Below are 26317 nucleotides of genomic sequence, written 5' to 3' on the forward strand. Positions count from 1 at the left end.
GACCGTTGACCCTAATCGCAGCGCAAAAGAAAAAGCCCGCGCCGGGGAACCGGCACGGGCTTCGAAGGAATTCGACCGAGATCAGCCGCGCAGGATCGACGAGCCTGCGTAAACGGCCTGCGGTCCGAGTTCTTCCTCGATACGGATCAGCTGGTTGTACTTGGCGGTACGGTCAGAGCGGGCCAGCGAGCCCGTCTTGATCTGACCGCAGTTGGTGGCAACCGCGAGATCAGCAATCGTCGAATCCTCGGTTTCGCCCGAGCGGTGCGACATCACGGCCGTGTAGGCGGCACGGTGTGCGGTCGAGACGGCGTCGAGGGTTTCCGACAGCGATCCGATCTGGTTGACCTTGACCAGGATGGAGTTGGCCACGCCCATCTTGATGCCGTCGCGCAGGCGGGCCGAATTGGTGACGAAGAGATCGTCGCCGACGAGCTGGATCTTCTTGCCGACCTTGTCGGTGAGCGCCTTCCAGCCGTCCCAGTCGTCTTCAGCCATACCGTCTTCGATCGAGAAGATCGGGTACTTGGCGGCAAGCTCGGCGAGGTATTCGGCCATGGCTTCCGGCTCAAGCGTGCGTCCTTCACCTTCCAGCACATACTTGCCGTCCTTGAAGAATTCGGTCGAGGCACAGTCGAGCGCGATGTGCATGTCTTCGCCCGGACGATAGCCGGCCTTCTCGATCGACTTCATGATAAAGTCGAGGGCGGCAGGCGCGGAGGCGAGACCCGGCGCAAAACCGCCTTCATCACCGACATTCGTGTTGTGGCCGTCGGCCGCGAGCTGCTTCTTCAGCGTGTGGAAGACTTCCGAACCCATGCGAACGGCGTCGCGGATGCTGTCGGCACCGACAGGAACGATCATGAATTCCTGGAAGTCGATCGGGTTGTCAGCATGCGCGCCGCCATTGATGATGTTCATCATCGGAACCGGCAGGACATGGGCGTTCGGGCCGCCGACGTAACGGTAGAGCGGCAGGCCAGAGGACTGGGCTGCAGCCTTGGCGACGGCGAGCGAGACGCCGAGGATGGCATTGGCGCCGAGGCGCGCCTTGTTCGGCGTGCCATCGAGCTGGATCATCAGGTTGTCGATCTGGATCTGGTTCTCGGCATCGTGACCGCCGATCGCATCATAGATCTCACCGTTGACCGCTTCGACCGCCTTTTCGACGCCCTTGCCGAGATAGCGCGAACCACCGTCACGCAGCTCGACGGCTTCATGCGCGCCGGTCGATGCGCCCGAGGGAACCGCAGCGCGGCCCATGCTGCCATCTTCGAGATAGACGTCGACCTCGACGGTCGGGTTGCCACGGCTGTCGAGGATCTCGCGGCCGATGATGTCGGTGATGGCGGTCATGTTCGCTCCCTGTAGACGGAAATTGGACAAGGCTCGGTAGGCCGATCGCAAGCCAGAAGCCAGCGGACCCGCCCGTTGAGTCATCCTCTCTTATCCGATGATCGGGAAAATACAATGACGGATCAGAGCCGAAACGAACGAAATCTAATCGATTTAAACGGCGATGACCTCCGGCGCTTCCGGTTCAACCGATTGAAGCGCCGCGATAGGACGATCAGGATGCCTTGGCGATGTCGTCGAAGGCGATGAGTTTTTCGAGCAGACGACGCATGTCCGTGATCTTGACCATGTTCGGGCCATCTGACGGTGCGTTGTCCGGATCCTGATGAGTCTCGATGAAGAGACCACCGACACCGACGGCAACAGCTGCACGAGCCAGCGTTTCGACGAATTCCCGCTGGCCACCAGAGGACCCACCCTGCCCGCCCGGCTGCTGGACCGAATGGGTGGCGTCGAACACGACAGGTGCGCCCATGGCCGCCATGATCGGCAGCGAGCGCATGTCGGAGACCAGCGTGTTGTAGCCGAAGGAGGCACCACGCTCGCAGAGCAGGACGTTCGGATTGCCGGAACCGGTGATCTTGTTCAGGACATTCTTCATGTCCCAGGGCGCCAGGAACTGGCCCTTCTTGACGTTGATCGCCCGACCGGTCTTCGCCGCAGCCACCAGCAGGTCTGTCTGGCGGCAGAGGAAGGCCGGGATCTGCAGGATATCAACGGTCGGGGCAACGGCGGTGCATTGCTCTTCCGTGTGGATGTCGGTGAGAACCGGAACGCCGAATTCCTTCTTGATGTCGGCGAAGACTTCCATTGCCGTTTCCAGGCCAATGCCGCGCTCAGCAGACAGCGAGGTGCGGTTCGCCTTGTCGAAGGATGACTTGTAGACAAGGCCGAGTCCGAGTTCGCGGCAGAGCTCGACGAGCTGGCCGGCGATCATGAAGGCATGGTCGCGGCTTTCCATCTGGCAGGGACCAGCGATCAAGGCAAAACGGCCCTTCTGGGAGAAGACGGCCTTGGCCGCGCCTTCGCCAACGACGACTTCCGAATTGGGGGACACGCTCATTTCAACTCCTCGAAGGCAAAGGTAACACCCTGCCCCTTCTCCGGCGCGACGACGAGGCGTGCGCCCGTTTTTTGATAGGTGACGCCCTTAGCAGCGAGGCAGGCTTCTGTCACGCCGAGATCATCAACCGCGAAAACCACGGCTGCCCCGACGAGCCCCCGTTCCGAGACCGCCACGTCCTGTCCGAAGTGAAGCCGGAAACCCTCCGGTGTCAGGACATCGACGGACGTATGGGCGGCCTGGATGGAGAGGCCGAAGGAATGGGCCGTGACATCGCGCTGGTCGAGGACCATTTCCAGCAGATATTGGAAGTCGCTCGGGTTCTCTTCGACCAGCACCACGCTTCGAATCCCTGCTGCGCCATTGGCATGTACGAGCAGGGCCCCCCGATCGGTCGGGAGAGGATTGATGCGCTGACAGGCGAAGGCGAAGAAATCAGGCGCGCGCAGGTCTGCGGCAAAGGCGAGGCGGAACGAACCCTCCGCGGTCCGCCCATCCGGAAAACGAAACTGGCGTGCGAAATCAAGCACAGGGCCGGCACTCATGCCGTCTTGGCGATACTGCGAATCGTCAGCCAACGCGTCCTGCGTCTTCACGACAATGCCGGAGAGGCCCTCGCCTCGTCGAAAGCGAAAGGCCTGATCGCGAGCGACAAAGACATTGCCCATGCGCGCCGCTTCCAGACAGTCCTCTCGGCTGCCGACCGCCAGCGGTTCCAGATAGGTGTCGTCAGCGAAGAACACACAGGCATTCTCTGTGCCGAACGGGTGGCGGGCATCCGCCGCAACGGTAAAGCCGAGACGCCCGAGCCTGTCGCGGGCGGTTTCGAGCTCGAAGACCGGCAGGACGAGATGATCGATGGCGCGGGCTGAGGAAATGGGATTGGACATGTTTGCTCTCGATTAATTCTTCAGTCTTGAGAATTGTGCGCCTGGCTTGAAAGGGTCTCGATCGCCTGGCGCAGCGCATTAATCTCCTGGCGCGCCTCGCGCAGCTCTTTCACCACCTCCTCGTCGATCTTGTGGTGCAAGGCCAATACCTCGATCTCTGCCTTGAGATTGATCTCGTAGTCTTTCGCCGCCATGAAGCGATCCCGCTCGGTCTGGCGGTTCTGGCTCATCATGATGATCGGTGCCTGGATGGCGGCGAGCATCGACAAGAGCAGGTTCAGGAAGATGAACGGATAAGGATCGAGCGCACCTGTTGCCAGAATCACCGTGTTGAGGATGACCCAGGCGACCAAAAACAGCATGAAGCCGATGATGAAACCCCAGGAACCACCGACCCGTGCGATGCCATCAGCGACCCGCTGGCCGAACGTGGCATGAGCCAGAAAGTCCTCGCCGGCATTGGTCGACACCGTGCGTCGCTCGCGCGCCCGCTTCAGCACCTTCTGCTCTGCTGACGAAAGATCGGATGACGACTTTCCCAGAACGAGCTTCTCGATATCCTTCAGCATTTACAGCATCCTTGAGGGCGGTTTGCCTGATGTGTGGGGGGCGGATCTGCACTCTCCTCTGCAACACGCCAAAATCCGACAGTTTCAAGACCTTTGTCCGCGGCTATCGCATTTTATCACTGGCTCTTCACAAAAATTTATCCCCTTGCGGAACACAACTGGAACATATAGTGTCTGTTCTGTATTTGTTTCACCTCGGGGGCACCGCATATGCTGACGCGCAAGCAACAGGAACTGCTTCTCTTCATCCATGAACGGATGAAGGAATCGGGTGTCCCGCCGTCCTTCGACGAGATGAAGGATGCGCTGGACCTCGCATCGAAATCCGGGATCCATCGCCTGATCACTGCGCTCGAGGAACGCGGCTTCATCCGACGCTTGCCGAACCGGGCTCGTGCACTGGAGGTCATCAAGCTTCCGGAAGCCTATTCGCCAAGCATCCAGCCGCGCCGCGGCTTTGCGCCGAGCGTGATCGAGGGCAGTCTCGGCAAGACGCCGCCGGCGCCAGCACTGACAAAGCCGCCCGTCGAAGACAACGGCTCGTCCGTCTCGGTTCCGGTCATGGGCCGAATCGCAGCCGGTGTGCCGATTTCAGCCATTCAGAACAACACTCACGACATCACGGTACCGGCGGAGATGATCGGCGCGGGCGATCACTACGCGCTTGAGGTCAAGGGCGATTCGATGATTGAGGCCGGTATTCTTGACGGCGATACGGTTATCATCCGCAATGCCTCGAACGCCAATCCCGGTGACATCATCGTGGCGCTCGTCGACGACGAGGAGGCGACACTCAAACGCTTCCGCCGCCGCGGCGCATCGATTGCGCTGGAGGCCGCCAATCCGGCTTACGAAACCCGTATCTTCCCGCCGGATCGCGTCAAGATCCAGGGCAAGCTGGTGGGCCTCATTCGCCGCTATCACTGATCGGGCTTCGGCCTCGGTCGGACGTTCCTAGTCGGACCCGCAAATTCATGCGTGTTATCGGAAAGGCCGCTGCGCCAGTCGTAAAGTCGGTGCGCAGTCCAAGGTCTTGAGGGTCCGTCGAGCGCTGACCTGACCGTCATGGCTTGTGAGGTGGCGGCTAGGCCCGCGACCTCGAGGGAGCCGGTTGCGCGCTGGCTCGCCTCGGAAATCAGGAGCGCGCCAGAGCGGCAGGTTTTGACGCGCGTGCGCGCCGACAGAACCACGATATCAGCGCGGTCGCAGGCTGCGCCGATGAGGTCCGGGCGTTCCAGCGTCAGCAGCGTGTTGCCGTTCTCCAGTCTGATGGCACAGGCCTGCTTTACGCAGGTGAACTGTTCTCTCCCGGCGGCCTTGAGTAGGCTATAAAATACAGCCTCTGCGAGTTTGCGCTGCTCCTCCGACAGGGTTTGGCCATTACGCCATTCTGGCGCTGGCGGCAGGGGGGCGGTCTCGAGCATCACCGGGCGCCTTGGTTCATCGATGCCGAGCACGGGTCGCCATTGATCGAAGATGAAGGCAGGCGGGCGGGCTCGGTTGATTGCAATGATGGACGTGTCGTCATTTGCGACCCGAATCGCGACCAACCGAGCGTCCTCGCTGATCATCAGTTCGCCACCCGGGGGTCGTGGAGCAAGGAAGGCAGCAGCGAGCGTTGCGACGATGAGAGCCGTGCCGACATGCCTGATCGGGGTTCTGAGTAGCATCAGCAAGAGCATGCCGGCGATTGCGCCGGGCATGAACCATGCCGGCAGACGCGGGAAGACGTAGCCGCCGCCCCAGCCGGAGACGGTGTGAGCGACAATGAGCACCATTTCCAGGCCCTGTCCCATGATCCAGAAGAACGGCGCGTCGAGGCCAAATGGCATGAGCAGCATGGCAATGAAGCCGGACGGCATCACGACCAGCGAGATCAGCGGCATGGCGGCGAGGTTTGCCTCCAGTCCATGGGTCGACAGCCGGTGGAAATGGCTGATGGCAAAGATGGCGGTCGAGACCCCGCCGATGAAGGAGGTCGCCAGCGTCCCACCGACGAACATGGCAAACCCCGCCACAATCCGCATGGCAAGCGAGCGGGCTTTGGGCAGGATCGCGCGCGGTCGCGCCCGCCACCCGGCATAACCGGCAATCAGGGCTGCAGTCGCCGCGAAAGACATCTGGAAGCTCGGCCCCATGACGGTCGAGGGCTGGACCGCGAGGATCGCGGTGGCCGCAAGCGCGAGATTGTGGAGGCTGACAGCCGGGCGGTCGAAGAGGACGGCGCCGAGCATGACCGCCGTCATCAGATAGGCCCGCAGCGCCGAGACCTGGTAGCCGGAAATGAGCACATAGCCGGTCGTCGCCAGAAGCGCGCCGGCGGCCGCGATCTTCTTTACCGGAAAGCGATGCGCAAAAGTCGGCATTAGGCTCAGAAGCCCTCGCAATCCGACAAAGAAGATGCCGGCGGCAAGCGCCATGTTGAGGCCCGAGATCGCAGTGATGTGAGCGAGGCCCGAGACGCGCAGCGCCTCCGTCGCCTCTTCCGACATCGATCGGCGTTCGCCGGTAATGATCGCAGCTGCGAAGGCGCCGGGATCTCCGGGCAGGATGCTGCGAATGCGGTTTGAGATGCGATCCCGGAGCGAGAACAGGGCCGCGTCGAAGCGCGCCCACAGACCCTTTTCCTCCCATGAAGCGGAGGTTTTGGCCTGGGGCGGACCGAGGAAGAAGCCGACAGCGCCGATGCCGGCGAAGTAGCTTTGGAAGCTAAAGTCGTTCAATCCCGGCAAAGCCGGACCTGACGGTGGTGACAGACGGGCGCGGCCGCTCAATTGCTCGCCGATGGCAGCTGGCACATGCTTGCTTCGGGCAAGGAGGGACACGCGTCCCGGCGACCGGCGAATGCTCGGCTCTGCGGTCTGGATCACGCGTAACACGTAACGCCATTCACCGCCCGCCCCCTGCTCCCGTCGCTCGACGACCCCGGTGACCGTGGTGACGAGCGGCTGATCGAGGATCACGGTGGACGCTCGCCGTGTCTCCCATTCGGCCATCAGCATGCCGAGAAGGATCAGGCACATACTCCACAGGACCACATGCGCCACGGTGTCGCGCATCGCCCGCAAAAGTGCAAAAGCCAGGCAAGCAAGGAGCAGTCCGAGGACGATGGCCGGCGGGGGTTGCCCAACGGAAAACCAGATTGCAGCACCCGCGCCGAGCCAGACAGGCACGAAGAGGAAAAAATGCCCGTGCCGACTTTCGTCTGAGACGTACTGTCGAACCTGCCTGAGAATGCGATGCAAAACAGCGCGAGCGGCGACAGCACGGCCGATCGTCGTCAAACCGGGCATTGCGCGTTTTTCGAGTGGTCGAGGCAGGTCTCGCCGGCCCGATATACCACCGGACCGGAGGTGCCCTTCCCCCTGTATTTCCGCTACTTCCCCCATCAGCCATACCCGGCCGGATCTACCCCATCTGCAGACAGAATAAGCGAAAACTGTCAGCAATCAATGCGTGCAACGAATCGGGTTTTCGCCGCCTATCCAGGCTTCAAACGATTAGAACCGTTCGGTTCGATTGTTGCTGTTTTCGCGACGCACAATTTGCCCTTTGGATAGCTTGGCATTAACTTCGGTATCATATAGCTACATCACACGCTTAACCGATGGCGGCTTTTTCAAGACGCCTTCCCGCCAATTCCGGAGGATCAGCATGACGGACAAAAGCGCTTCTTTGAAACTCGGTGACAAGACGGTCGACCTGAGCGTCAAGGCCGGCACGATCGGCCCAGATGTCATCGACATCGGCGCCCTTTACAAGCACACGGGTACGTTTACCTACGATCCGGGCTTTACGTCCACGGCATCCTGCGAATCCAAGATCACCTATATCGATGGCGACGAAGGCACGCTGCTGCATCGCGGCTACCCGATCGAACAGCTTGCTGAAAAGGGCGACTTCCTCGAGGTCTGCTACCTGCTGCTCTACGGAGAACTGCCGACAGCTGCGCAGAAGAAGGACTTCGACTATCGCGTGACGCACCACACCATGGTGCACGAGCAGATGAGCAAGTTCTTCTCCGGGTATCGCCGTGACGCCCATCCGATGGCGGTCATGGTCGGTACGGTCGGCGCGCTCTCCGCCTTCTATCACGACTCGACCGACATCACCGATCCGCATCAGCGCATGGTCGCCTCGCTGCGCATGATCGCCAAGATGCCGACGATCGCGGCCATGGCCTACAAGTATCACGTCGGCCAGCCCTTCGTTTACCCGAAGAACGATCTCGATTACGCGTCGAACTTCCTTCGCATGTGCTTTGCCGTGCCCTGTGAAGAGTATCAGGTGAACCCGGTTCTGGCGCGCGCCATGGACCGCATCTTCATCCTGCATGCCGATCACGAGCAGAACGCCTCGACATCGACCGTGCGTCTCGCCGGCTCTTCAGGCGCCAATCCGTTCGCCTGCATCGCAGCCGGTATCGCGTGCCTTTGGGGCCCTGCCCATGGCGGCGCCAACGAGGCTGCCCTCAACATGCTGCAGGAAATCGGCTCGGTCGACCGCATTCCGGAATACATCGCCAAGGCCAAGGACAAGAACGATCCGTTCCGTCTGATGGGCTTCGGCCACCGGGTCTACAAGAACTACGACCCGCGCGCCAAGATCATGCAGAAGACCATGTACGAGGTCCTCGAAGCGACCGGCCATGCCGACGACCCGCTAATGAAGGTGGCACTCGAGCTCGAGAAGATCGCGCTCAACGACCCCTACTTCATCGACAAGAAGCTCTACCCGAACGTCGACTTCTATTCGGGCATCACGCTGCGTGCGCTCGGCTTCCCGACGACCATGTTCACCGTTCTCTTCGCGCTTGCCCGCACCGTCGGCTGGATCGCGCAGTGGAACGAGATGATCGAGGATCCGCAGCAGCGCATCGGCCGTCCGCGTCAGCTCTATACCGGTGAGCCGAAGCGCGATTACAAGGCGCTCTCGGAGCGCTGAGACATTCGTCTATCTTGAAGTATCGAGAAGGCCGGCTTTGTCCGGCCTTCTTTCGTTTTGACGAGGGCCGATTGCGTCCCGGATCGCAGGCAAGAATCAAACTCCCCGTGATGGTCGCGCATTTCGCCGTCGGATGCCTTCAATTCCCCGGAGCTTTGTTCTAAGGAAGTCAACCTGCTTCGTCCCGGACGAAGATTTACAATGAGGTTTATGCGTCCCGATGCTCGTCTTCTTGAGAAAAGCTTCCCAAACCCTGTTTGCCAAGATCTTGCTTCTCCTGCTCGTCCTCTCCTTCGGCGTCTGGGGTGTGTCGGCCTCGCTGTTCAGCAATACGTCCGACACCGTCGTCGCCGTTGGTGACCAGTCAGTGTCGTCTGCCGACTTCGCCTTCGCCTATCAGCGGCAGGTGACGGACATGAGCAACCGGTTCGGGATGCAGCTCACGACCGAACAGGCGCGCGCCTTCGGTATCGAATCCCAGGTGTTCTCGCAGCTTGCCGCAGGTGCTGCGCTGGACCAGTTGGCCGCAGACATGAACCTCGGCCTGTCTCAGGACCGCCTGGCGCAGCTGATTGCCGATGATCCGGCCTTCAAGAACTCTGGCGGAAATTTCGATCGTGCGCTCTTCTCCTCGCGGCTGCGCAATGCAGGTCTTCGCGAAGACGACTATATCGAGGAGCGCTCAAAGGTCGCCATCCGCAGCCAGATCGTCGACGCGACCGCTGACGGCTTCGTTGCGCCGAAGGTGTTGATCGACGCGATCAAGGCCTATCGCTACGAAAACCGCGACATCAATTACATCCTGCTGACCAACGCCAACATCGAGCTCATCAAGGCACCCGATGATGCGACCCTGGCAGCCTGGTTCGAGACGACGAAGTCCGGTTACCGCGCACCGGAATATCGCAGCTTCAACTATGTGAAGCTGGAACCCTCCGACATTGCCGACACGGCCTCCATCACCGACGAACAGATCCGCGAAGACTACGAGCGCCGCAAAGCTTCCTACGAGATCGCCGGGACACGCACGATCGAGCAGTTGAGTTTCGAAAACCGCGAAATGGCGGAAGCAGCGCTTGAAGAACTGCAGAAGGGCACGAGCTTCGACCAGCTTGTCACGGATCAGGGCAAGACTGCCGGCGACGTGCTGCTCGGCGACTTCACCCGCGATCGCCTGCCTGATCCGACCCTTGCCGAGGCAGCCTTTGCCGTGACGGCCGAGGGCGGCACGACTGGTGTCGTCGACGGTGCGTTCGGCCCGGTCATCCTGCGCGTCACCAACATCAAGGAAGGCCGCACACAGAGCCTCGACGAGGTCAGGGAAGAGATCCGCGAAGCGCTGGCCGAACAGGCCGCGATCGCCGACCTCACGGCTGTCCACGACCAGTTCGAAGATCTGCGGGCCGGCGGCTCGACGCTCAAGGAAGCAGCCGACCAATTGCAGCTTCAGACAGTGACTGTCACCGATATCGACCGCCGCGGGCTCGACAGTCGCGAGACGGAAGTTGCCGGTATCCCTGAACGGGACAAACTGCTCGCAGACGTTTTCAGTACCGAAATCGGTGTCGAAGCCTTGCCGGTTACCCTGGGCAGCAACGGCTTCATCTGGTTCGATGTCACCGACATCAAGGCAGAGCGCGAGCGCGAACTGGCCGAAGTGCGCGAGAAGGCCATCGCCGACTGGACCGCAGAACAGCAGCGCATCGCACTCGGTGCGAAGGCGGAGAGCCTGCGCCAGCGGATCGCAGACGGCGGCAATCTGGAAGAGGTCGCGGCCGAACTGGCGCTTGCAGTTGAAAGCAAGGCCGGCATCACCCGCCGCACCGAAGACGCAGTTCTTGGCGCAACGGCAATCACGGCCGCCTTCTCTGGCCCGCAGGGCACGGTCTCGACTGCCTCTGGTGCCGATCCCTCCACACAGATCCTGCTGACGGTCACGGCCGTTCGCGACCAGCCTACGGGCGGCGTGCCGCTCAATGAGGACGAGCAGATCGCTCAGGTCGCGAACTCCGCAGGCGACGACATCCTCGACCAGATGGTGGGTCAGCTGCAGTCGGAATATGGCGTGACGATCAATCAGGCGCTGGCTCAGCAGGCCATCGTCCGATAACCGTCGGCCAAAGGGGGAGTTGCAAATGTCCGGGTTGAAGCCCTTCATCGCCAAGATCGCAACGCGCCAGCCGCTTTCGCGGCAGGAGGCGAGCGACGCCTTCGAAATTCTGATGTCGGGCGAAGCCAGCATGGCGCAGGTCGGCGGCTTCCTGATGGGGCTTCGGGTCCGCGGCGAAACCGTCGACGAAATTGCCGGTGCCGTGTCGATCATGCGCCAGAAGATGGTGCCGGTGGATGCTCCCGAAGATGCCATTGACATCGTCGGCACGGGCGGTGACGGGACCAACACCTACAACATCTCGACGCTGGCCGCCCTGATCGTTGCAGGCGCGGGTGTCCCGGTTGCGAAGCATGGCAATCGGGCGCTGAGCTCGAAGTCAGGCACGGCCGATGCGCTGTCGCAGCTTGGCGTCAAGCTCGATATCGAACCGGACATGATCTCGCGCTGCATCCGCGAGGCAGGGATCGGCTTCATGTTTGCGCAGCTGCATCATCCGGCCATGCGGCATGTGGGCCCCGCCCGCGTGGAACTCGGGGCACGGACCATCTTCAACATCGTAGGGCCGCTTTCGAGCCCTGCCCGCGTCAAGAAGCAGCTCTTCGGCGTCTACTCGCCGGAATGGCTCGTTCCCGGGGCGGAAGCCTTGCGCGATCTAGGCCTCACCAGTGCCTGGGTCGTGCACGGCAGTGGGCTCGACGAAATCACCACCACCGGCCCGAGCCAGGTGGCCGAGCTGAAGGACGGCGAAATCCGGACCTTCGAGCTGACACCGGCTGATTTTGGCGTGGAAACCGTTTCTCTCGATGCGATCAGGGGTGGCGATGGAACTGTCAACGCAGCTGCACTGCGCGACGTGCTGGGTGGCGCCAAGACTGCCTATCGCGACGTGGCACTCTGCAATGCCGCAGCCTCGCTGATCGTTGCTGGCAAGGCCAAGGACGTGACCGAGGGCATGCATCTCGCCAGCCAGTCGCTGGACACCGGCAGTGCAGCACGGGCACTCGAAACGCTGATCGCCATTTCCAATTCTGCCGCTCAAGAGTAAACTTCAGACCATGACCGATATCCTGAAGCGCATCGAAACCTACAAGCGGGAAGAAATCGCGGCCGCCAAGGCTGCCGTCTCGCTGTCGGAACTCATGGACCGGATCGCGAGCCAAGACGCGCCGCGCGGCTTTTACCGTTCGCTTCTCAGCGCTCGGGACGAAGGCCGGTTCGGCCTCATCGCCGAGATCAAGAAGGCGAGCCCCTCCAAGGGTCTCATCCGCCCCGATTTCGATCCGCCTGCATTGGCGGCAGCCTACGAAGCCGGTGGAGCCGCATGCCTGTCCGTGCTCACGGATATGCCGAGCTTTCAAGGGGCGCCCGAATACCTGACGGCCGCTCGCAAGGCCTGCTCGCTGCCGGCGCTGCGCAAGGATTTCATGTTCGACGCCTATCAGGTCTACGAGGCCCGTGCCTGGGGCGGCGACTGCATCCTGCTGATCATGGCCTCGCTGTCTGATACAGAGGCCGCGGAACTGGAAAGCGTCGCCTTCGACCTCGGTATGGATGTACTGATCGAAGTGCACGATGCCGAGGAAATGGAACGTGCGCTGAAACTCAAGTCGCCTCTCGTCGGCATCAACAACCGCAATCTGCGGACCTTCGACGTCAGCCTCACGGTCAGCGAAGACCTTGCTGCCATGGTGCCGCCCGATCGGCTCCTGGTCGGCGAGAGCGGCATCTTCACCTATGAAGACTGCCAGCGGCTGCAGAAATCGGGTATCACGACTTTCCTCGTCGGCGAGAGCCTGATGCGCAAGGACGATGTTGCCGAGGCAACACACATGCTTTTGACCGGCAAGACCGGCGCGCTGGCTGCGGAATGACGGCCGCCGCCGGTGGTCTCACCCATATCGGCGCCTCCGGCGAGGCGCATATGGTGGACGTCTCGGCCAAGGATGACACGGTTCGAATCGCGGTCGCCGAAGGCTTCGTGAAGATGAAGCCGGAGACGCTTTCAACGATACGCGAGGGCAATGCCAAGAAGGGCGATGTGATCGGCACCGCCCGCATTGCTGGCATCATGGCGGCCAAACAGACGAGCAATCTCATTCCGCTTTGTCATCCGCTGATGCTATCCAAGGTGACTGTCGATATCGAGGAGGACTCGAATCTGCCGGGCCTGCGCGTCGCGGCGACCGTCAAGCTGACCGGCAAGACCGGAGTCGAGATGGAGGCGTTAACCGCCGTTTCCGTGACATGCCTGACGATCTACGACATGGCCAAGGCCGTGGACAAGACGATGGAAATCGGTGGGATCCGCGTGATGGAAAAGAGCGGCGGCAAATCGGGCGATTTTCGCCACCCGGAGCGGAGCTGATGTCGCTGCTGCCGGTCGAGGAAGCGCTCTCGCGGCTTCTGGCCGCAGCGCGACCTATGACCGATACACAGCAGGTTTCGCTGCATGAGGCCAATGGTCGGGTGCTTGCGGCCGATCTGGCGGCCCGCCTCACCCAGCCCCCCTTCGATGCCTCGGCCATGGACGGCTATGCGCTGCGCGCTGCAGACGCCACCCAAGTCGGGTCCATCCTCACGGTCATCGGCGAATCGGCAGCCGGGCATGGATACTCTGGAACCGTCGCTTCAGGCGAAGCCGTGCGCATCTTTACCGGGGCCCCCGTCCCTGCTGCTGCCGACAGTATTCTTCTTCAGGAGGATGCCGAAAAGCTTGAGGGCGGTCGCATCCGAAGCAATTTCGCCGTGACCAAAGGGCGACATATCAGACCACGTGGACAGGATTTTGCCGAGGGTGACGTCGCGCTGTCTGCGGGCCTAAGCCTCGATTTCAGCCATCTGACGCTCGCGGCTGCGATGAACCATGCGACGCTTCCCGTCTTTCGTCGCCCGCGCGTCGCAATCCTTGCCACGGGTGACGAACTGGTGTCTCCGGGGACGTCCCCCGGCCCAAGCCAGATCATCGGCTCCAACACGTTTGGCATTGCTGCACTTGCCCGCGACAATGGCGCCGAGGTCATCGATCTCGGCATCGTCGCCGACAACCGGGGCCTGTTGCTTGAGGCGATCGAGCGAGCGCGCGCCAGCGGTGTCGATGTCCTCGTCACCCTGGGAGGGGCCTCAGTCGGCGATCATGACCTTGTGCAATCGACGCTCGTCTCCGCTGGCATGGAACTCAACTTCTGGCGGATCGCCATGCGGCCAGGCAAGCCGCTGATGGTCGGCCGGCTGGGCGCGATGCAGGTCCTGGGACTTCCCGGCAATCCGGTCTCCAGCCTCGTCTGTGGGCTTTTGTTTCTGGAGCCTCTGCTGTGCCATCTCGGACATCGGCAGTCCCCCCGGCGGATGGCCTCGGCGACGCTGCGCAATGCCCTGCCGGCCAATGACAAGCGGCAGGACTATGTGCGGGCGAAGCTAACAGACCGAGACGGCGAACTGCCTTTGGTCGAGAGCTTCGGCAAGCAGGACAGCTCGATGATGCGGATCTTCTCGCAGTCGGACTGCCTGATCGTAAGGCCACCGCATGCGGCGGCTGCTGAAGCGGGTGAGACTGTCCCGGTTATGCTGCTCCGACCCTGAGCGCACCACACACCCCTCTAGAACGCGATTGAAAGCAGAAGACCCGGCACGAGGCCGGGTCTTTGCATTTGTTTATCGTCGGCCGCCTCAGACCAGTCGGCTCTGCTCCAGCGCCGCACCGATGAAGCTCGCAAACAGCGGGTGCGGGTCGAGCGGGCGCGACTTCAGTTCCGGATGGTACTGAACGCCGATGAACCAGGGATGGTCAGGATATTCGACGGTTTCCGGCAGCAGACCGTCCGGCGACATGCCGGAGAAGACCAGACCGCAGGCTTCCAGCCGGTCCTTGTAGTCGACATTGACTTCGTAGCGGTGGCGATGACGCTCGGAGATATCCTGGGAGCCATAGATCTCGGAGATCTTGGTGCCCTTCTTCAGCGAGGCCTTGTAGGCGCCGAGACGCATGGTCCCACCGAGATCACCGACAGCCGAACGTTTTTCGAGCTCGTTGCCCTTCATCCATTCGGTCATCAGGCCGACGACCGGCTCTTCGGTCTTGCCGAATTCGGTCGAGGACGCGTTCTCGATTCCGGCAAGATGACGGGCCGCTTCAACGACGGCCATCTGCATGCCGAAGCAGATACCGAAATAGGGCACCTTGCGCTCGCGGGCGAATTGGGCCGCGAGGATTTTGCCTTCCGAACCGCGCTCGCCGAAGCCGCCGGGCACGAGGATACCGTTGACCTTTTCAAGCCACGGCGACGGATCTTCCTTTTCGAAGATTTCCGACTCGATCCATTCGAGCTTCACCTTCACCCGGTTGGCGATGCCACCGTGATAAAGCGCTTCAATCAGCGACTTGTATGCGTCCTTGAGGCCGGTGTACTTGCCAACGATCGCGATCGTCACTTCGCCTTCCGGCGTGCGGATGCGGTTGCAGACCTCTTCCCAGGCATCCAGACGCGGCTTCGGCGCCGGCTCGATGCCGAAGGCGGCCAAAACCTCGTTGTCGAGGCCTTCCTTGTGGTAGGCCATCGGGACATCATAGATGTTGGCGACGTCAAGCGCCTGGATCACGGCACTTTCACGCACGTTGCAGAACAGCGACAGCTTGCGGCGCTCGGCCTGCGGGATCTCACGGTCGGCACGGACCAGCAGAATGTCCGGATGGATACCCAGCGCCTGCAGTTCCTTGACGGAGTGCTGGGTCGGCTTGGTCTTCAGTTCGCCGGCCGCCGGAATGTAGGGCATCAGGGTCAGGTGGACATAGACGGCCGTGCCGCGTGGCAGGTCGTTGCCGAGCTGGCGGATCGCTTCCATGAAGGGCATGGCTTCGATGTCGCCGACAGTGCCGCCGATCTCGCAGATGACGAAATCGTATTCGTCATTGCCTTCAATGACGAAATCCTTGATCTCGTTGGTGACGTGCGGAATGACCTGAACGGTTGCGCCGAGATAGTCGCCGCGACGTTCCTTGTCGATGATGTTCTTGTAAATGCGACCGGTGGTGATGTTGTCGGTCTTGGTGGCCGACCGCCCCGTGAAGCGCTCATAGTGACCGAGATCGAGGTCGGTCTCGGCACCGTCGTCGGTGACGAAGACTTCGCCGTGTTGAGTCGGGCTCATGGTGCCCGGGTCAACGTTCAAGTAGGGGTCCAGCTTGCGCAAACGTACGCGGTAACCGCGTGCCTGCAACAATGCTCCGAGTGCCGCGGCCGCAATTCCTTTGCCAAGAGAGGAAACCACGCCGCCAGTGATGAATACATATCGCGCCATGGGCTTCACCGGATACCGTTTCAGATTCGATTCCGCCAGCCCTAATCGGGTTTGTCCCACATTTTTCGTGGAAATGGCGGAATATGGACAAAAGAAAACCGGCGGACCCTGGAGCCCGCCGGAGTGATGGAAGTCGTTCCGATCAGTTGTTCGGAACGGCGTTGGGGTCTGCTGCAGGCGCTGCAGGCGTCGGCTGAGCCGGTGCCGTGCCCGGAAGCTGGTCGAGCACACTGCCGCCGCCCTGGGTCGTACCGTTGCCCGCCGGGATGCGGTCGAGGATATCGGTCGGACGCGACTCATGGCGGGCCAGAATACCGAGCGCCAGCGAGATCACGAAGAACAGGGTCGCTAGGATCGCCGTGGTGCGCGTCAGCGCATTGGCCGTGCCGCGTGCCGACATGAAGCCCGAGCCGCCGCCGATGCCGAGGCCACCGCCTTCGGAGCGCTGGATAAGGACGACGCCGATCAGGGCGACGACGACCATGAGATAGATAACGAGCAATACGGTCTGCATGGAATGTCCATCCTGCCCGATAAGGGCAAAATCAATGAGGTTGGCGGCTCTTTACATGAGAGGAACGGGCATTGAAAGCCCCTCTTCCGCATTTCGGGGCTTTGCCCCTCAGGCGGTGAGTTCCTCATAGACCTGGTATATGGCGAGGAAATCGGCTGCCTTCAAGCTCGCACCACCGATCAGGGCACCATCGACATTGTCGACCGCCATCAGTTCCTTCGCATTCGAAGGCTTGACCGAGCCGCCATAGAGAAGGCGCATCTTCTTGCCCACGTCGCCGAAGCGCTTGACCAGTTCGGCACGCAGGAAAGCATGCGCTTCCGCCACGTCCGCAACGGTCGGCGTCAGGCCGGTCCCGATCGCCCATACCGGCTCATAGGCGATAACGGTGCGTTCTGCCGTCGCGCCATCCGGGACGGAGCCGGCAAGCTGACGCTTAAGTATGTCGAGTGTCTGACCGGACTTGCGCTCGTCTGCCGTCTCGCCAATGCAGATCACGGCTGTCAGGTCCGCCGCAAAGGCGGCTTCCGCCTTGGCGCGCACCAGGTGATCGGTTTCGGCGTGGTCGGTGCGGCGCTCGGAGTGGCCGACGATGACATGCGTGCCAAAGCAGTCAGCGATCATCTCGGCCGAGAGATCGCCCGTATGGGCCCCCGACGCATTCTGATGGCAATCCTGGGCGCCGATCTGAAGCGGGCTGTCGGTACACAGCGCGGTCGCGACATAAAGCAGGGTTGCCGGCGGGCAGATCAGGCATTCGACCTTCTCGGACAGCGGTCCCTGGACACCTTCAGCAATCGCCTTGATCTGATCGAGCGAGGCTCGCGTGCCATTCATTTTCCAATTGCCCGCAACAAGCGGGCGAACATCCGGTGTCATATCGTCTCAACCCCTATTTCGCTTGTGCGAAGTAGCAAATCTGAGCCCAGAAGAAAAGATTGCGCTATCCGATTGGCCCGTTTATCGGGCGACATGGTGAAAATGTGAACCTCGGCCGCCCGGATAACCGGCAGACCAACCCGTTAGCGGATCAGCCAATTGAGAAGGGCACGCCAATCCGACATACGTACCGGCGTCCCGTGCGATCCGGTCTCGAACAGAGTGAAGCGTACCGGCTGACCGGCTGCGCGGAGCTTCCTGAAGATAGAAACCTGGCCTTCGGCCGCGTAGACACTGTCGCGGCTGCCATGGGTGAACCAGATCGGCAGCCTGGCCTTGGCTGCGGCACTCTTCGGCAGTGCCGGATCCGGCGCACCGCCGAGGATCGCCATGCCTGAGAGCTTCGCCACGGTTGCCGGGTCCCGCGACAGGCCCGAGCAGATGAAGCTGCCCATGGATGCACAAGCCAGAACCACCGGCTTGCCACCGGATTGAGCCGAGGCGTAGGCAACAAGGGACGCGATCTCGCTGACGCCCTTGTCGTCGAAGCTTCTCACCGAAGGCGCGTAATAGGTGCCGCCGTTTTCGGCGGCGAGGTTCTTCAGGCGATTGAAATTGCCACCGAAGCTGATGTCGTTCAGCCCAAGGCGTCTGTCCCCGCCCCTGCCGTGAATGAAGATCACGGTGAAGGCCTGGCCCTGATCACGGCCGACCCGTCCGACCTCCATCGGCCCGGTCGGGAGCTGCAGTGTCTGGTTCTCCTGGACCCGTCGAACCTTCAGCGACACATAGCGATCCTTCACGCGACGCTCAGGGATGCTGTCGCGACCGTTGATGTCGCGCATCTCATCATAATCGATGCGGGTGAAATCGCCGCCGTCTCCAGTTTCCAGCACCGTCTGGCTTGAAAACAGCTCATCCTTGAATGGTGCGATGGTCTCGGCTCTGGCACTCGACAGGAACAGAAACGGAAAGAGAACGCAGGAAATCGCCGCAGTGCGGAAATGAGCTGTGGACATCTGCATGGAAGATGGGTTTCCTCTCGGCTCACGCTTGCCTTCGCGAAATGCGCCACGCAAAGCTGGCCCGAATTCAACATGCGCCGGCTCTATGGCCCTTCGCGCCTGCCCTGCCTATCTGGCACAATCCGACCAATTCGCAGATGCGACTGGCCTGATGCGGCGGCTTTATGAAGGTGCCGCGAAGCCGGCATCGAACAGCAACAGAGTATCGAACGACGCCATGGACGACAACGATCTCTTTTCCGGCATGCCGCTCGCTCAGAAGGTCGAGGCGGAAACCGTAACGACGCCGACACCGACCCCTACGCCTGCCGCGCGACCGGCGGCCCCTGCTTCGACGGCGGGACCTGAGGAATATGGCGCGTCCTCCATTCGCGTTCTCGAAGGCCTCGAGCCGGTGCGCATGCGTCCGGGGATGTATATCGGCGGCACGGACGAAAAGGCGCTGCATCACCTGTTTGCCGAAGTCATCGACAACTCGATGGACGAAGCGGTTGCAGGACACGCCAACTTCATCGACGTGCATCTGGATACCCAGGGCTTTCTGACGGTCACGGACAATGGACGTGGTATCCCGGTCGAACTGCATCCGCAGGTGCCGGGCAAATCGACGCTTGAAGTGATCATGACCAAGCTGCATGCCGGCGGCAAATTCGACGGCAAGGCTTATGAGACTTCAGGTGGTCTGCACGGCGTCGGTGTCTCCGTCGTCAACGCGCTGTCCGACCTGCTCGAGGTCGAAGTCGCCCGCAACCGCAAGCTCTATCGCCAGACCTTTTCGCGCGGCGTGCCGCAGGGCGGGCTTGAAGAACTGGGCGAAGTGCACAACCGGCGCGGCACGCGGGTACGCTTTCACCCCGATCCGCAGATCTTCGGCGATCATGCAAAGTTCGATCCGGGCCGGATCTTCCGCATGGCCCGGTCGAAGGCCTATCTGTTCGGCGGCGTCGAGATCCGCTGGTCCTGCGATCCGGGCATGGTGCCCGAGGGTGGCGACATCCCGGAGAAGGCCGTCTTCCACTTCCCCGGTGGCCTGAAGGACTATCTTGCCGCGACGCTCGGCAAGGACTTCACCGTCACCCGCGAGATCTTCGCCGGCAAGACCGAGAAGACCGGCGGCCATGGTGCGATGGAATGGGCGGTCACCTGGTATGGCGGTGACCCGGCTCTGCATTCCTATTGCAACACCATCCCGACGCCTGAAGGCGGCACCCATGAAGCCGGTCTGCGCATTGCGCTGACCAAGGGCTTGAAGAACTATGCTGAACTGACGCAAAACAAGCGCGCCAAGGAAATCACCACCGACGACGTGATGATATCTGCTGTCGGCATGCTGTCGGTTTTCATCCGTGAGCCTGAGTTCGTCGGCCAGACCAAAGACAAGCTCGCGACCGTCGAGGCCCAGCGTCTTGTCGAAAACGTGCTGCGCGACCCCTTCGACCATTATCTCGCCGACAATCCCAACGAAGCGGCCAAACTGCTGGACTGGGTGATCGAGCGCGCGGAAGAGCGATTGCGCCGCCGCAAGGAAAAGGAAGTCAATCGCAAGACGGCCGTGCGCAAACTGCGTCTGCCGGGCAAGCTTGCCGACTGCTCACAAAACACGGCCGAAGGCGCCGAACTCTTCATCGTCGAGGGTGACTCGGCTGGTGGCTCGGCCAAGCAGGCGCGCAACCGCTCCAATCAGGCGATCCTGCCGCTGCGTGGCAAGATCCTGAACGTCGGGTCGGCGAGCCGCGAAAAGCTGATGGCCAACCAACAGATCGCTGACCTGATCCAGGCGCTCGGCTGCGGCACACGGACGAAGTATCGTGACGAAGACCTGCGTTACGAACGCATCATCGTGATGACCGATGCTGACGTCGACGGCGCACATATCGCATCGCTGCTGATCACCTTCTTCTATCAGGAAATGCCCGAACTCATCCGCGGCAACCATCTCTATCTCGCGGTGCCCCCGCTTTACGTCATTCGCCAGGGCGCCAAGACGGTCTATGCCCGCGACGACGCCCACCGGGCCGAGTTGATGGAGACCGTATTCAAGGGCAAGAAGGTCGAGATCGGACGCTTCAAAGGCCTTGGCGAAATGATGCCGGCTCAGCTCAAGGAAACGACCATGGATCCGAGCAAGCGGACGCTGCTCAGGGTCGGCATCGATGACGTGGATTTCGAGGGCACGCGGGACGCGGTAGACGCCTTGATGGGAACGAAGCCTGAGGCCCGCTTCCGCTTCATCCAGGAGCGCGCCGCCTTCGCCGAGAACCTCGACATCTGAGGCATAGTGACGATCACTTCCGGGGCCGCCGCTTGTTTCCAGCGCGAGAATGCGCCATATGCAGGGCAGCATTAACGGGATAGTCCAGAACGTGAGTCAGGCTGAAATTCAGACCCCGTCGAAAGGGCCGCGTTGGCTCGGTCAGGCAACGGCAAATCGTATCGCCCTGATTACACCGATCTCCGTCGCACGCTGGCTGCTGGTACTGATCGGCATTGCCGCGATCTACTTTTTCCACGGTTTCGTCGTGCCTGTGATGGCCGCGCTCGTCATCGCCTTTGCAAGCTGGCCGCTTTACCGCCGGCTGCTTGAACGCATCGGCGGCAACACGACGATCGGCGCAACGATCGCGCTCATCGCCATCTTGGCCTTCCTCATCATCCCGATCGGCATCGCGATTTCTTATGCGGTTGACGAGATACGCCAGTGGATCAGCTGGGCGGTGCAGGCAAACGAGACCGGCGCCCCGCCTCCGGCCTGGATTGCGGCCCTGCCACGCATCGGTGACTGGCTCGTTGCGCAATGGAACGAGCATATCGGGCAGCCAGGTGCGATTGGCGAACTCATCCAACTGGTGAGTGGTGCCAATATCGGCAACATCTATCGGGCTGTGATCGCCGCAGGAGATGGTCTTTTCCATCTGGTGTTGACGCTTCTGTTCATGCTGATCGCCCTCTTCTTCGTCTATCGCGATGGCGCCAACTTCTCGCGCCAGCTCGACCTGCTCGGCGAGCGCATTCTGCCCAACCGCTGGGAACGGATTTCACGCGTGGTTCCCGCGACGATCAGTTCCACTGTCACAGGCATGACGCTGATCGCAATCGCCGAAGGCATCATTCTCGGCATCGCGTATTGGCTCGCTGGCGTGCCCTCCCCGGTCACCCTGGGCGTGATCACCGGCGTCATGGCACTCATTCCGGGTGGCGCACCGCTCTCGTTCACACTGGTTTCGATCTATCTCGTCGCCAGCGGCTCCATGTTCGAAGGCGTTGCCCTTTTCGTCTGGGGCTCGGTCGAGCTCTTCATCGTCGACAAGACCGTCCGTCCGCGCCTCGTCGGAGGTCCCATCAAGCTGCCGTTCCTGCCGACCTTCTTCGGCCTGGTGGGCGGCGTGAAAACCATGGGCTTCCTCGGCCTGTTCATCGGCCCGGTGCTGATGGCGCTCCTTGTCTCCATCTGGCGCGAGTGGATCCGCGAGGTCGAACGCTCCGACGACGTCCTTCCCGTGGACGAGCAAGGGGAACTCGATCTCTTCACCGATTCGGGCCGTGAAGCCACGCGGGTTTCGATCGCCTAGCGGGATCTGCCGGTGCACGAGTTTTCGGCCCGTACTCGCCTGAAGCCCTTCGTCGACGAAGCAACGGTATCCTGCCTTGCTTCGGCTCCAATCATTCTGTTTCGTCTGACCGCCAACGACCCTGACGGGAGCCCCCTGCGATGAAGACTGCACTGATCATGATGACGATCCTTGGCTGCGACGACAGCGTCAGCCATTGCGAGTTCGTCGAGACGCCGGTCGAGCAATTCGTCTCCATCGAGCTGTGCAACGCTGCATCGGAACAGGTCCTGGGGCGCTATACCAATATCGGCTATCCGACGGCCGTTGCCGTCTGCCAGACGCCTCCACCAGAGATCATGGAGGCACTGGCTGCGCAGTCACCGCAGACGGACAGCAGTGCTGCTATTGTGGTGCCGACAGCAGAACAGGAGCGTACTCTAAAGGATCGTGCGATCGACGCGGTCCGCGAAGTCCTGCCCGGCAAGGCTGCGATCAAGATGATCTTCGAGAAGCCGATCCACGTTGTCTCGGAAAGCTATTCATGGGTCGCCAAGAAAATCGTGCCGTGACGGGTCAGGCGGCGGCGAGCGCGAAGCCGGAGGCATAATCCCGCGCCAGGCGACGTTCTTCCGCGATGGCGAGCCGCTCGATCATGTCGACGAGCACACTTGCGGGTTCAGTGAGATTGCTGTCCCCGCGATAACGCTGCACAAGGCGATGGGCGATGTGATCGAGGTCGAAGCCGCTCGCCGACTGGATGAGCCCGCGCCACAGCATGACGGCATCGACGAAAAGCGGGCTGACATCGCGGCCGAGACCAGCGGATTCCAAGAGTGCGCGCACGGCGTGGAAGCGTCCGGTTGCGAGGATAGAGCGCACGCGGCGCTCGTCGAGCCCGGAAATCGCAACGATGGCGCAGGAGAAAAAGTCGGTCCGGCCAGCGCATAGCGCATGCATCAGGAAGGCGGGAGTCAGCCGGCCTGCGACCCGGAGCTGCTCCGTCAGGCGCGCGAGTTCGTCGCCATGAACGTCGGCAAGCAGGGCGATGGTGGCGCTGTCGCCAGCTTCGCGTGCGATTCGCTCGATGCGACGACTGCCGATGGCGCCGATCACCAAACCTGAGCCGGCGAGCGCTTCAGTGACGAACTGGACGAGGAGTTGCCGCACACCACTCGTCAGATCGTCACGATCCAGAAGAAGGGCGCGGATTCGTTCGCTGTGGCCGTGACGCTCGGCAATGCGGCGCAGGGTAAAGGCAGTGATGCGGGCGCCGGGATTTTCCAGGAGGACCTCAAGCTCGGCCGCATCGCCGATCTCAGCAAGTGCTGCGGCCACGCCAACGCTGACCTGCTTGCGAGCAGCAATCAGGGCACGGGTTTCGACGGTGCCACGGCCGGCAATGTCGACCAGATCGGCATCTGACAGAACCGGCGAGCACAGAATGACGACCGAAGCGATTTCCGGCTGATCCTCGGCCAGCGATACCATCAAGGCCCGTGGAGCCCGCTCTTCCGGGGCAAGAATATCGGCGAGCGCGAGCCGCACCTGTGGTGCCGGGTCGTCGAGCAGATAGGTCATCGCCATCTGAGCTGCCTGGCGCTCGTCCGGGGCCATGTCGGACTTCAAATAGGCGCGAGCAAGCGCGTTTGCTGCACGCGCCCGATCCTGCGTCTTTGCCGTTTCGACCCATCTGAGAAAAGCTGCAACGATCAAAGTCGAACCCACTCGCCACCTGTACAAACCCGAAGCATTCGGTGTTTTGACAGTAGGATCAAAGTGTTTAAGAAACGTTCACCACGTTCATTAACCACAACACTCGACCCGGTTCAGCACCGCGTGGACCGGGTCGAGATGCCATGTCAGGTCCTCTGGCTCGGCCGTTTGAGTTCGAAGACAGGCCCCATGCCGGCATAGTCCATATAGCCAAGGCGCATGATCGGGTCGGCAACAGCCAGATCGAATTGTCCGTTCCGGATCACCGCGTCGGCAATATGGATGCCGACGATCTGGCCGAAGACGGCATGGCTGTCGGTGTCATTCCCGTCCATGTCGGGCAAGGTCAGAACCTTGGTCACCCGGCATTCGAGCGCCGCGACGGCTTCCCCGACAAAGGGAGCGTCGACGATTCTCCCGGGTGCGGGGGTCAGACCCGCCAGCTCGAATTCATCCGTCTCATAGGCAACGGCGGCCGACAATTCGTTCATCCGGTCCATCAACGTCCGGCTCACGAAGCTTGCCGTGAAGACGCCGGTTTCCTCGACGTTCCTTAAGCTGTCCTTGCGGCCGCTGGACGAGAACATGACCATTTTCGGTCTGTCGCCGACGGCGTTGAAGAAGGAATAGGGGGAAAGATTGCGGATGCCGTCCCTGCCCTTCGTGCCGATCCAGCCGATGGGCCTCGGCGCCACGATCGCCTTGAAGGGATCATGTGCCATGCCATGGGCATTCGTCTCGGTGTCATAGAACATCAGTCTTCGCCACCCTGCCAGGAAACAAGATCTTCCACCGCCGGACGCGGACGCTCGACGATCGGAAACTCGGTCGAGCCGATGTGAATGAATCCGGCTACCTTCTCACCGGCCTTTACGCCGAGAAGCGGATGGGCGCGCTCGTCGAAGGCGAACCATTCACTGAGCCAGTTCGATACATAGCCATGGGCATTGGCCGCCATCAGCAGATTGAGGCAAAGGGCACCGGCGGACATGACCTGCTCCCATTCCGGGATCTTCGCATGCGGGGCTGCCGTCGAGATCACAGCAACGACCACCGGCGCCCGGGTGAAACGCGCGCGTTCGACCTGGATCATCTCCTCGGAAAGACCAGGGTTCTTTTCCACTGCCATCTTCAGCAGTTCTTCGCCGATGCGGACGCGTTCTTCGCCACGGTAGACGATGAAGCGCCAGGGAGCGATCTTGCCGTGATCGGGAACGCGGACCGCCAGCGTCAGAATCAACTCGATTTCCGCCTTGTCCGGACCCGGCTCGCACATCTGAAAGGCGGGCACGGAGCGGCGAACTGCGAGATAATCGAGCAGCTTGATGTCTTTTTTCATTTTCTTGATACCTTCATAGGCCTTTACGGTAGCGGCAGGTCTTGAAATTGCCATGCGGTTCGGTTTGAAGTTGCCGGCATTGGGAAGGAAGTCAACACACAGTGCATCGCATGTCACGCCAATCTGGTCTTGTCCGACTGCTGCTCTGGCTACTCGTTGCCTCGGCGGCAGCGTCGCCGTCTTTTGCTCAGGAAGCCTTTGAGACCTTCAAACAGCTGAACGGCTCGACCAAGATGCCTAAGCTGAAGGCGTTTTCGGCTCCGGGTGCAGCCGCGATCGCCAATGTGACGCAAGGGCGCAGCGTCAAGCTCGATGCCAAGCTGACCGACCAGGGCGAACCGATGCAGCATGGGCTGTCCTGGCGCGTGTTCAGCCCCATTCCCGGGGCCGACGGCAAGCTGCCCTTGCTTGCCAGTGCCGAAGGTGGATCGGCTGCGTTTCAGCTGGCGCCCGGTGACTATTTCGTCAACGTATCCTTCGGGCGTGCAGGTGCTACCAAGAAGCTCAACGTGCCGGTCGAAGGTGAAGTCGCCAATCAGGTTCTGGTGCTTGATGCCGGCGGCATGTCGCTAAGTGCCATCTCTGGCGCCGACACCCATATTCCCGACAAGCAGCTGAGTTTCGACATCTACGCCTCCGAGGTGCGCGAGGACGGAGAGCGCGGCCTGGTGCTTGCGGATGTTAAGCCGAACACCATCGTGCGCCTGAACGCCGGAACCTATCATGTCGTATCGGAATACGGATCGATCAACGCCGTGGTACGCGCCGACATCACGGTCGAAGCTGGCGAACTGACGGAAGCGACGATCCAGCATCGCGCTTCTCAGGTGGGCTTCAAGCTGGTCTCTGACGAAGGCGGGGAAGCGATTGCTGATACCGCCTGGTCCGTCCTGACATCAGGCGGCGACATCGTGGCGGAAAGCGTCAGCGCCTTCCCGGTGATGGTGCTGGCGGAAGGCCAGTACACGGCGGTTGCCCGCAACAAGGACAAGCTCTTCCAGCGGGATTTCGAGGTGAAGGCCGGGGTCAACCTGGATGTCGAGCTGATGCTCGACCAGCCCTGACG

At 61.5% G+C, this 26317-nt stretch carries 22 protein-coding genes and 1 pseudogene; 11 read left to right on the forward strand and 12 right to left on the reverse strand.

What is annotated here, in order from left to right; all coding sequences use genetic code 11:
* Positions 1 to 81: 81 nt before the first annotated feature.
* From eno to SJY08_RS07895, 4 genes are all read right to left on the reverse strand, one after another.
* Positions 82 to 1356, reverse strand: a complete 1275-nt coding sequence (eno, locus tag SJY08_RS07880; RefSeq protein WP_054148062.1) for a phosphopyruvate hydratase — start codon at positions 1354 to 1356, stop codon at positions 82 to 84.
* 214 nt (positions 1357 to 1570) lie between these two features.
* Positions 1571 to 2419: a 3-deoxy-8-phosphooctulonate synthase gene (kdsA, locus tag SJY08_RS07885; RefSeq protein ID WP_069041423.1), complete on the reverse strand. Its 849-nt coding sequence runs from the start codon at positions 2417 to 2419 to the stop codon at positions 1571 to 1573.
* Positions 2416 to 3309, reverse strand: a complete 894-nt coding sequence (locus SJY08_RS07890) for a VOC family protein (RefSeq protein WP_377275236.1) — start codon at positions 3307 to 3309, stop codon at positions 2416 to 2418. The genes kdsA and SJY08_RS07890 overlap by 4 nt, the downstream gene beginning before the upstream one ends.
* 20 nt (positions 3310 to 3329) lie before the next feature.
* A complete protein-coding gene (locus SJY08_RS07895) occupies positions 3330 to 3878 on the reverse strand; it encodes a DUF1003 domain-containing protein (RefSeq protein WP_377275237.1) in 549 nt (182 codons plus the stop codon).
* A gap of 210 nt (positions 3879 to 4088) precedes the next feature.
* Between SJY08_RS07895 and lexA the strand changes: the two genes are divergently transcribed.
* A complete protein-coding gene (gene lexA, locus SJY08_RS07900) occupies positions 4089 to 4805 on the forward strand; it encodes a transcriptional repressor LexA (protein ID WP_054148058.1) in 717 nt (238 codons plus the stop codon).
* Here the strand turns inward: lexA and SJY08_RS07905 are convergent.
* The gene (locus SJY08_RS07905; protein ID WP_377275238.1) at positions 4799 to 7171 is read right to left on the reverse strand and encodes a ComEC/Rec2 family competence protein; all 2373 of its coding nucleotides are present in this window, start codon (positions 7169 to 7171) and stop codon (positions 4799 to 4801) included. The genes lexA and SJY08_RS07905 overlap by 7 nt on opposite strands.
* Positions 7172 to 7532: 361 nt before the next feature.
* On the opposite strand from SJY08_RS07905, the gene gltA reads away from it, so the two are divergent.
* The 6 genes from gltA (at position 7533) to glp (ending at position 14514) form a co-directional block, all read left to right on the forward strand.
* Positions 7533 to 8822, forward strand: a complete 1290-nt coding sequence (gene gltA / locus SJY08_RS07910; protein WP_054148057.1) for a citrate synthase — start codon at positions 7533 to 7535, stop codon at positions 8820 to 8822.
* 220 nt (positions 8823 to 9042) lie between these two features.
* On the forward strand, positions 9043 to 10932 hold the full coding sequence (locus SJY08_RS07915; RefSeq protein ID WP_377275240.1) for a SurA N-terminal domain-containing protein: 1890 nt from the start codon (positions 9043 to 9045) through the stop codon (positions 10930 to 10932).
* A gap of 25 nt (positions 10933 to 10957) precedes the next feature.
* A complete protein-coding gene (gene trpD / locus SJY08_RS07920; protein ID WP_377275241.1) occupies positions 10958 to 11980 on the forward strand; it encodes an anthranilate phosphoribosyltransferase in 1023 nt (340 codons plus the stop codon).
* A gap of 10 nt (positions 11981 to 11990) precedes the next feature.
* Entirely contained in the window at positions 11991 to 12806 is an 816-nt protein-coding gene (gene trpC / locus SJY08_RS07925; RefSeq protein WP_054148054.1) for an indole-3-glycerol phosphate synthase TrpC, read from the forward strand.
* Positions 12803 to 13300: a cyclic pyranopterin monophosphate synthase MoaC gene (gene moaC / locus SJY08_RS07930; protein WP_069041429.1), complete on the forward strand. Its 498-nt coding sequence runs from the start codon at positions 12803 to 12805 to the stop codon at positions 13298 to 13300. Before trpC ends, moaC begins: the two co-directional genes overlap by 4 nt.
* Positions 13297 to 14514, forward strand: coding sequence for a gephyrin-like molybdotransferase Glp (glp, locus tag SJY08_RS07935; RefSeq protein WP_377278514.1), 1218 nt, complete (start codon positions 13297 to 13299; stop codon positions 14512 to 14514). The genes moaC and glp overlap by 4 nt, the downstream gene beginning before the upstream one ends.
* Positions 14515 to 14601: 87 nt before the next feature.
* Here glp and SJY08_RS07940 read toward each other — a convergent pair whose 3' ends face one another.
* The 4 genes and pseudogenes from SJY08_RS07940 to SJY08_RS07955 form a co-directional block, all read right to left on the reverse strand.
* On the reverse strand, positions 14602 to 16239 hold the full coding sequence (locus SJY08_RS07940) for a CTP synthase (protein ID WP_082347556.1): 1638 nt from the start codon (positions 16237 to 16239) through the stop codon (positions 14602 to 14604).
* A gap of 136 nt (positions 16240 to 16375) precedes the next feature.
* Positions 16376 to 16744, reverse strand: a pseudogene (secG, locus tag SJY08_RS07945) (preprotein translocase subunit SecG); the annotation flags it as partial.
* A 108-nt stretch (positions 16745 to 16852) separates the two neighbouring features.
* Complete coding sequence (tpiA, locus tag SJY08_RS07950) at positions 16853 to 17623, reverse strand: triose-phosphate isomerase (RefSeq protein ID WP_054148049.1); 771 nt, start codon at positions 17621 to 17623, stop codon at positions 16853 to 16855.
* 143 nt (positions 17624 to 17766) lie between these two features.
* A complete protein-coding gene (locus SJY08_RS07955; protein WP_377275242.1) occupies positions 17767 to 18648 on the reverse strand; it encodes an alpha/beta fold hydrolase in 882 nt (293 codons plus the stop codon).
* Between the two features lie 217 nt (positions 18649 to 18865).
* Between SJY08_RS07955 and parE the strand changes: the two genes are divergently transcribed.
* The 3 genes from parE (at position 18866) to SJY08_RS07970 (ending at position 22768) form a co-directional block, all read left to right on the forward strand.
* Positions 18866 to 20920: a DNA topoisomerase IV subunit B gene (gene parE / locus SJY08_RS07960; RefSeq protein WP_054148136.1), complete on the forward strand. Its 2055-nt coding sequence runs from the start codon at positions 18866 to 18868 to the stop codon at positions 20918 to 20920.
* 58 nt (positions 20921 to 20978) lie between these two features.
* Entirely contained in the window at positions 20979 to 22217 is a 1239-nt protein-coding gene (locus tag SJY08_RS07965) for an AI-2E family transporter (RefSeq protein ID WP_150127393.1), read from the forward strand.
* Between the two features lie 140 nt (positions 22218 to 22357).
* On the forward strand, positions 22358 to 22768 hold the full coding sequence (locus tag SJY08_RS07970) for a hypothetical protein (RefSeq protein ID WP_377275243.1): 411 nt from the start codon (positions 22358 to 22360) through the stop codon (positions 22766 to 22768).
* 4 nt (positions 22769 to 22772) lie between these two features.
* Here the strand turns inward: SJY08_RS07970 and SJY08_RS07975 are convergent, their stop codons facing one another.
* The 3 genes from SJY08_RS07975 to SJY08_RS07985 form a co-directional block, all read right to left on the reverse strand.
* Positions 22773 to 23912 (reverse strand): DUF2336 domain-containing protein, encoded by a 1140-nt coding sequence (locus SJY08_RS07975; protein ID WP_377278516.1) that lies wholly within the window; start codon positions 23910 to 23912, stop codon positions 22773 to 22775.
* Positions 23913 to 24058: 146 nt separating this feature from the next.
* Positions 24059 to 24667, reverse strand: coding sequence for a flavin reductase family protein (locus SJY08_RS07980; protein ID WP_377275244.1), 609 nt, complete (start codon positions 24665 to 24667; stop codon positions 24059 to 24061).
* Positions 24667 to 25251 carry a nitroreductase gene (locus SJY08_RS07985; RefSeq protein ID WP_377275246.1) on the reverse strand — a complete coding sequence of 195 codons (585 nt, stop codon included), beginning with the start codon at positions 25249 to 25251 and terminating at the stop codon, positions 24667 to 24669. The genes SJY08_RS07980 and SJY08_RS07985 overlap by 1 nt, the downstream gene beginning before the upstream one ends.
* Positions 25252 to 25361: 110 nt before the next feature.
* On the opposite strand from SJY08_RS07985, the gene SJY08_RS07990 reads away from it, so the two are divergent.
* On the forward strand, positions 25362 to 26315 hold the full coding sequence (locus SJY08_RS07990; RefSeq protein WP_377275247.1) for a hypothetical protein: 954 nt from the start codon (positions 25362 to 25364) through the stop codon (positions 26313 to 26315).
* Positions 26316 to 26317: the final 2 nt, after the last annotated feature.

The organism is Rhizobium sp. R86522 (genome assembly GCF_042466255.1).
GTDB lineage: Bacteria > Pseudomonadota > Alphaproteobacteria > Rhizobiales > Rhizobiaceae > Allorhizobium.

Excerpts from the sequence above, each read along its gene's own strand:
- eno (WP_054148062.1), bottom strand. The coding sequence starts at position 1,356 with ATGACCGCCATCACCGACATCATCGGCCGCGAGATCCTCGACAGCCGT.
- kdsA (WP_069041423.1), bottom strand. The coding sequence starts at position 2,419 with ATGAGCGTGTCCCCCAATTCGGAAGTCGTCGTTGGCGAAGGCGCGGCC.
- SJY08_RS07890 (WP_377275236.1), bottom strand. The coding sequence starts at position 3,309 with ATGTCCAATCCCATTTCCTCAGCCCGCGCCATCGATCATCTCGTCCTG.
- SJY08_RS07895 (WP_377275237.1), bottom strand. The coding sequence starts at position 3,878 with ATGCTGAAGGATATCGAGAAGCTCGTTCTGGGAAAGTCGTCATCCGAT.
- lexA (WP_054148058.1), top strand. The coding sequence starts at position 4,089 with ATGCTGACGCGCAAGCAACAGGAACTGCTTCTCTTCATCCATGAACGG.
- SJY08_RS07905 (WP_377275238.1), bottom strand. The coding sequence starts at position 7,171 with ATGCCCGGTTTGACGACGATCGGCCGTGCTGTCGCCGCTCGCGCTGTT.
- gltA (WP_054148057.1), top strand. The coding sequence starts at position 7,533 with ATGACGGACAAAAGCGCTTCTTTGAAACTCGGTGACAAGACGGTCGAC.
- SJY08_RS07915 (WP_377275240.1), top strand. The coding sequence starts at position 9,043 with ATGCTCGTCTTCTTGAGAAAAGCTTCCCAAACCCTGTTTGCCAAGATC.
- trpD (WP_377275241.1), top strand. The coding sequence starts at position 10,958 with ATGTCCGGGTTGAAGCCCTTCATCGCCAAGATCGCAACGCGCCAGCCG.
- trpC (WP_054148054.1), top strand. The coding sequence starts at position 11,991 with ATGACCGATATCCTGAAGCGCATCGAAACCTACAAGCGGGAAGAAATC.
- moaC (WP_069041429.1), top strand. The coding sequence starts at position 12,803 with ATGACGGCCGCCGCCGGTGGTCTCACCCATATCGGCGCCTCCGGCGAG.
- tpiA (WP_054148049.1), bottom strand. The coding sequence starts at position 17,623 with ATGACACCGGATGTTCGCCCGCTTGTTGCGGGCAATTGGAAAATGAAT.
- SJY08_RS07955 (WP_377275242.1), bottom strand. The coding sequence starts at position 18,648 with ATGCAGATGTCCACAGCTCATTTCCGCACTGCGGCGATTTCCTGCGTT.
- parE (WP_054148136.1), top strand. The coding sequence starts at position 18,866 with ATGGACGACAACGATCTCTTTTCCGGCATGCCGCTCGCTCAGAAGGTC.
- SJY08_RS07965 (WP_150127393.1), top strand. The coding sequence starts at position 20,979 with ATGCAGGGCAGCATTAACGGGATAGTCCAGAACGTGAGTCAGGCTGAA.
- SJY08_RS07970 (WP_377275243.1), top strand. The coding sequence starts at position 22,358 with ATGAAGACTGCACTGATCATGATGACGATCCTTGGCTGCGACGACAGC.
- SJY08_RS07980 (WP_377275244.1), bottom strand. The coding sequence starts at position 24,667 with ATGTTCTATGACACCGAGACGAATGCCCATGGCATGGCACATGATCCC.
- SJY08_RS07985 (WP_377275246.1), bottom strand. The coding sequence starts at position 25,251 with ATGAAAAAAGACATCAAGCTGCTCGATTATCTCGCAGTTCGCCGCTCC.
- SJY08_RS07990 (WP_377275247.1), top strand. The coding sequence starts at position 25,362 with ATGTCACGCCAATCTGGTCTTGTCCGACTGCTGCTCTGGCTACTCGTT.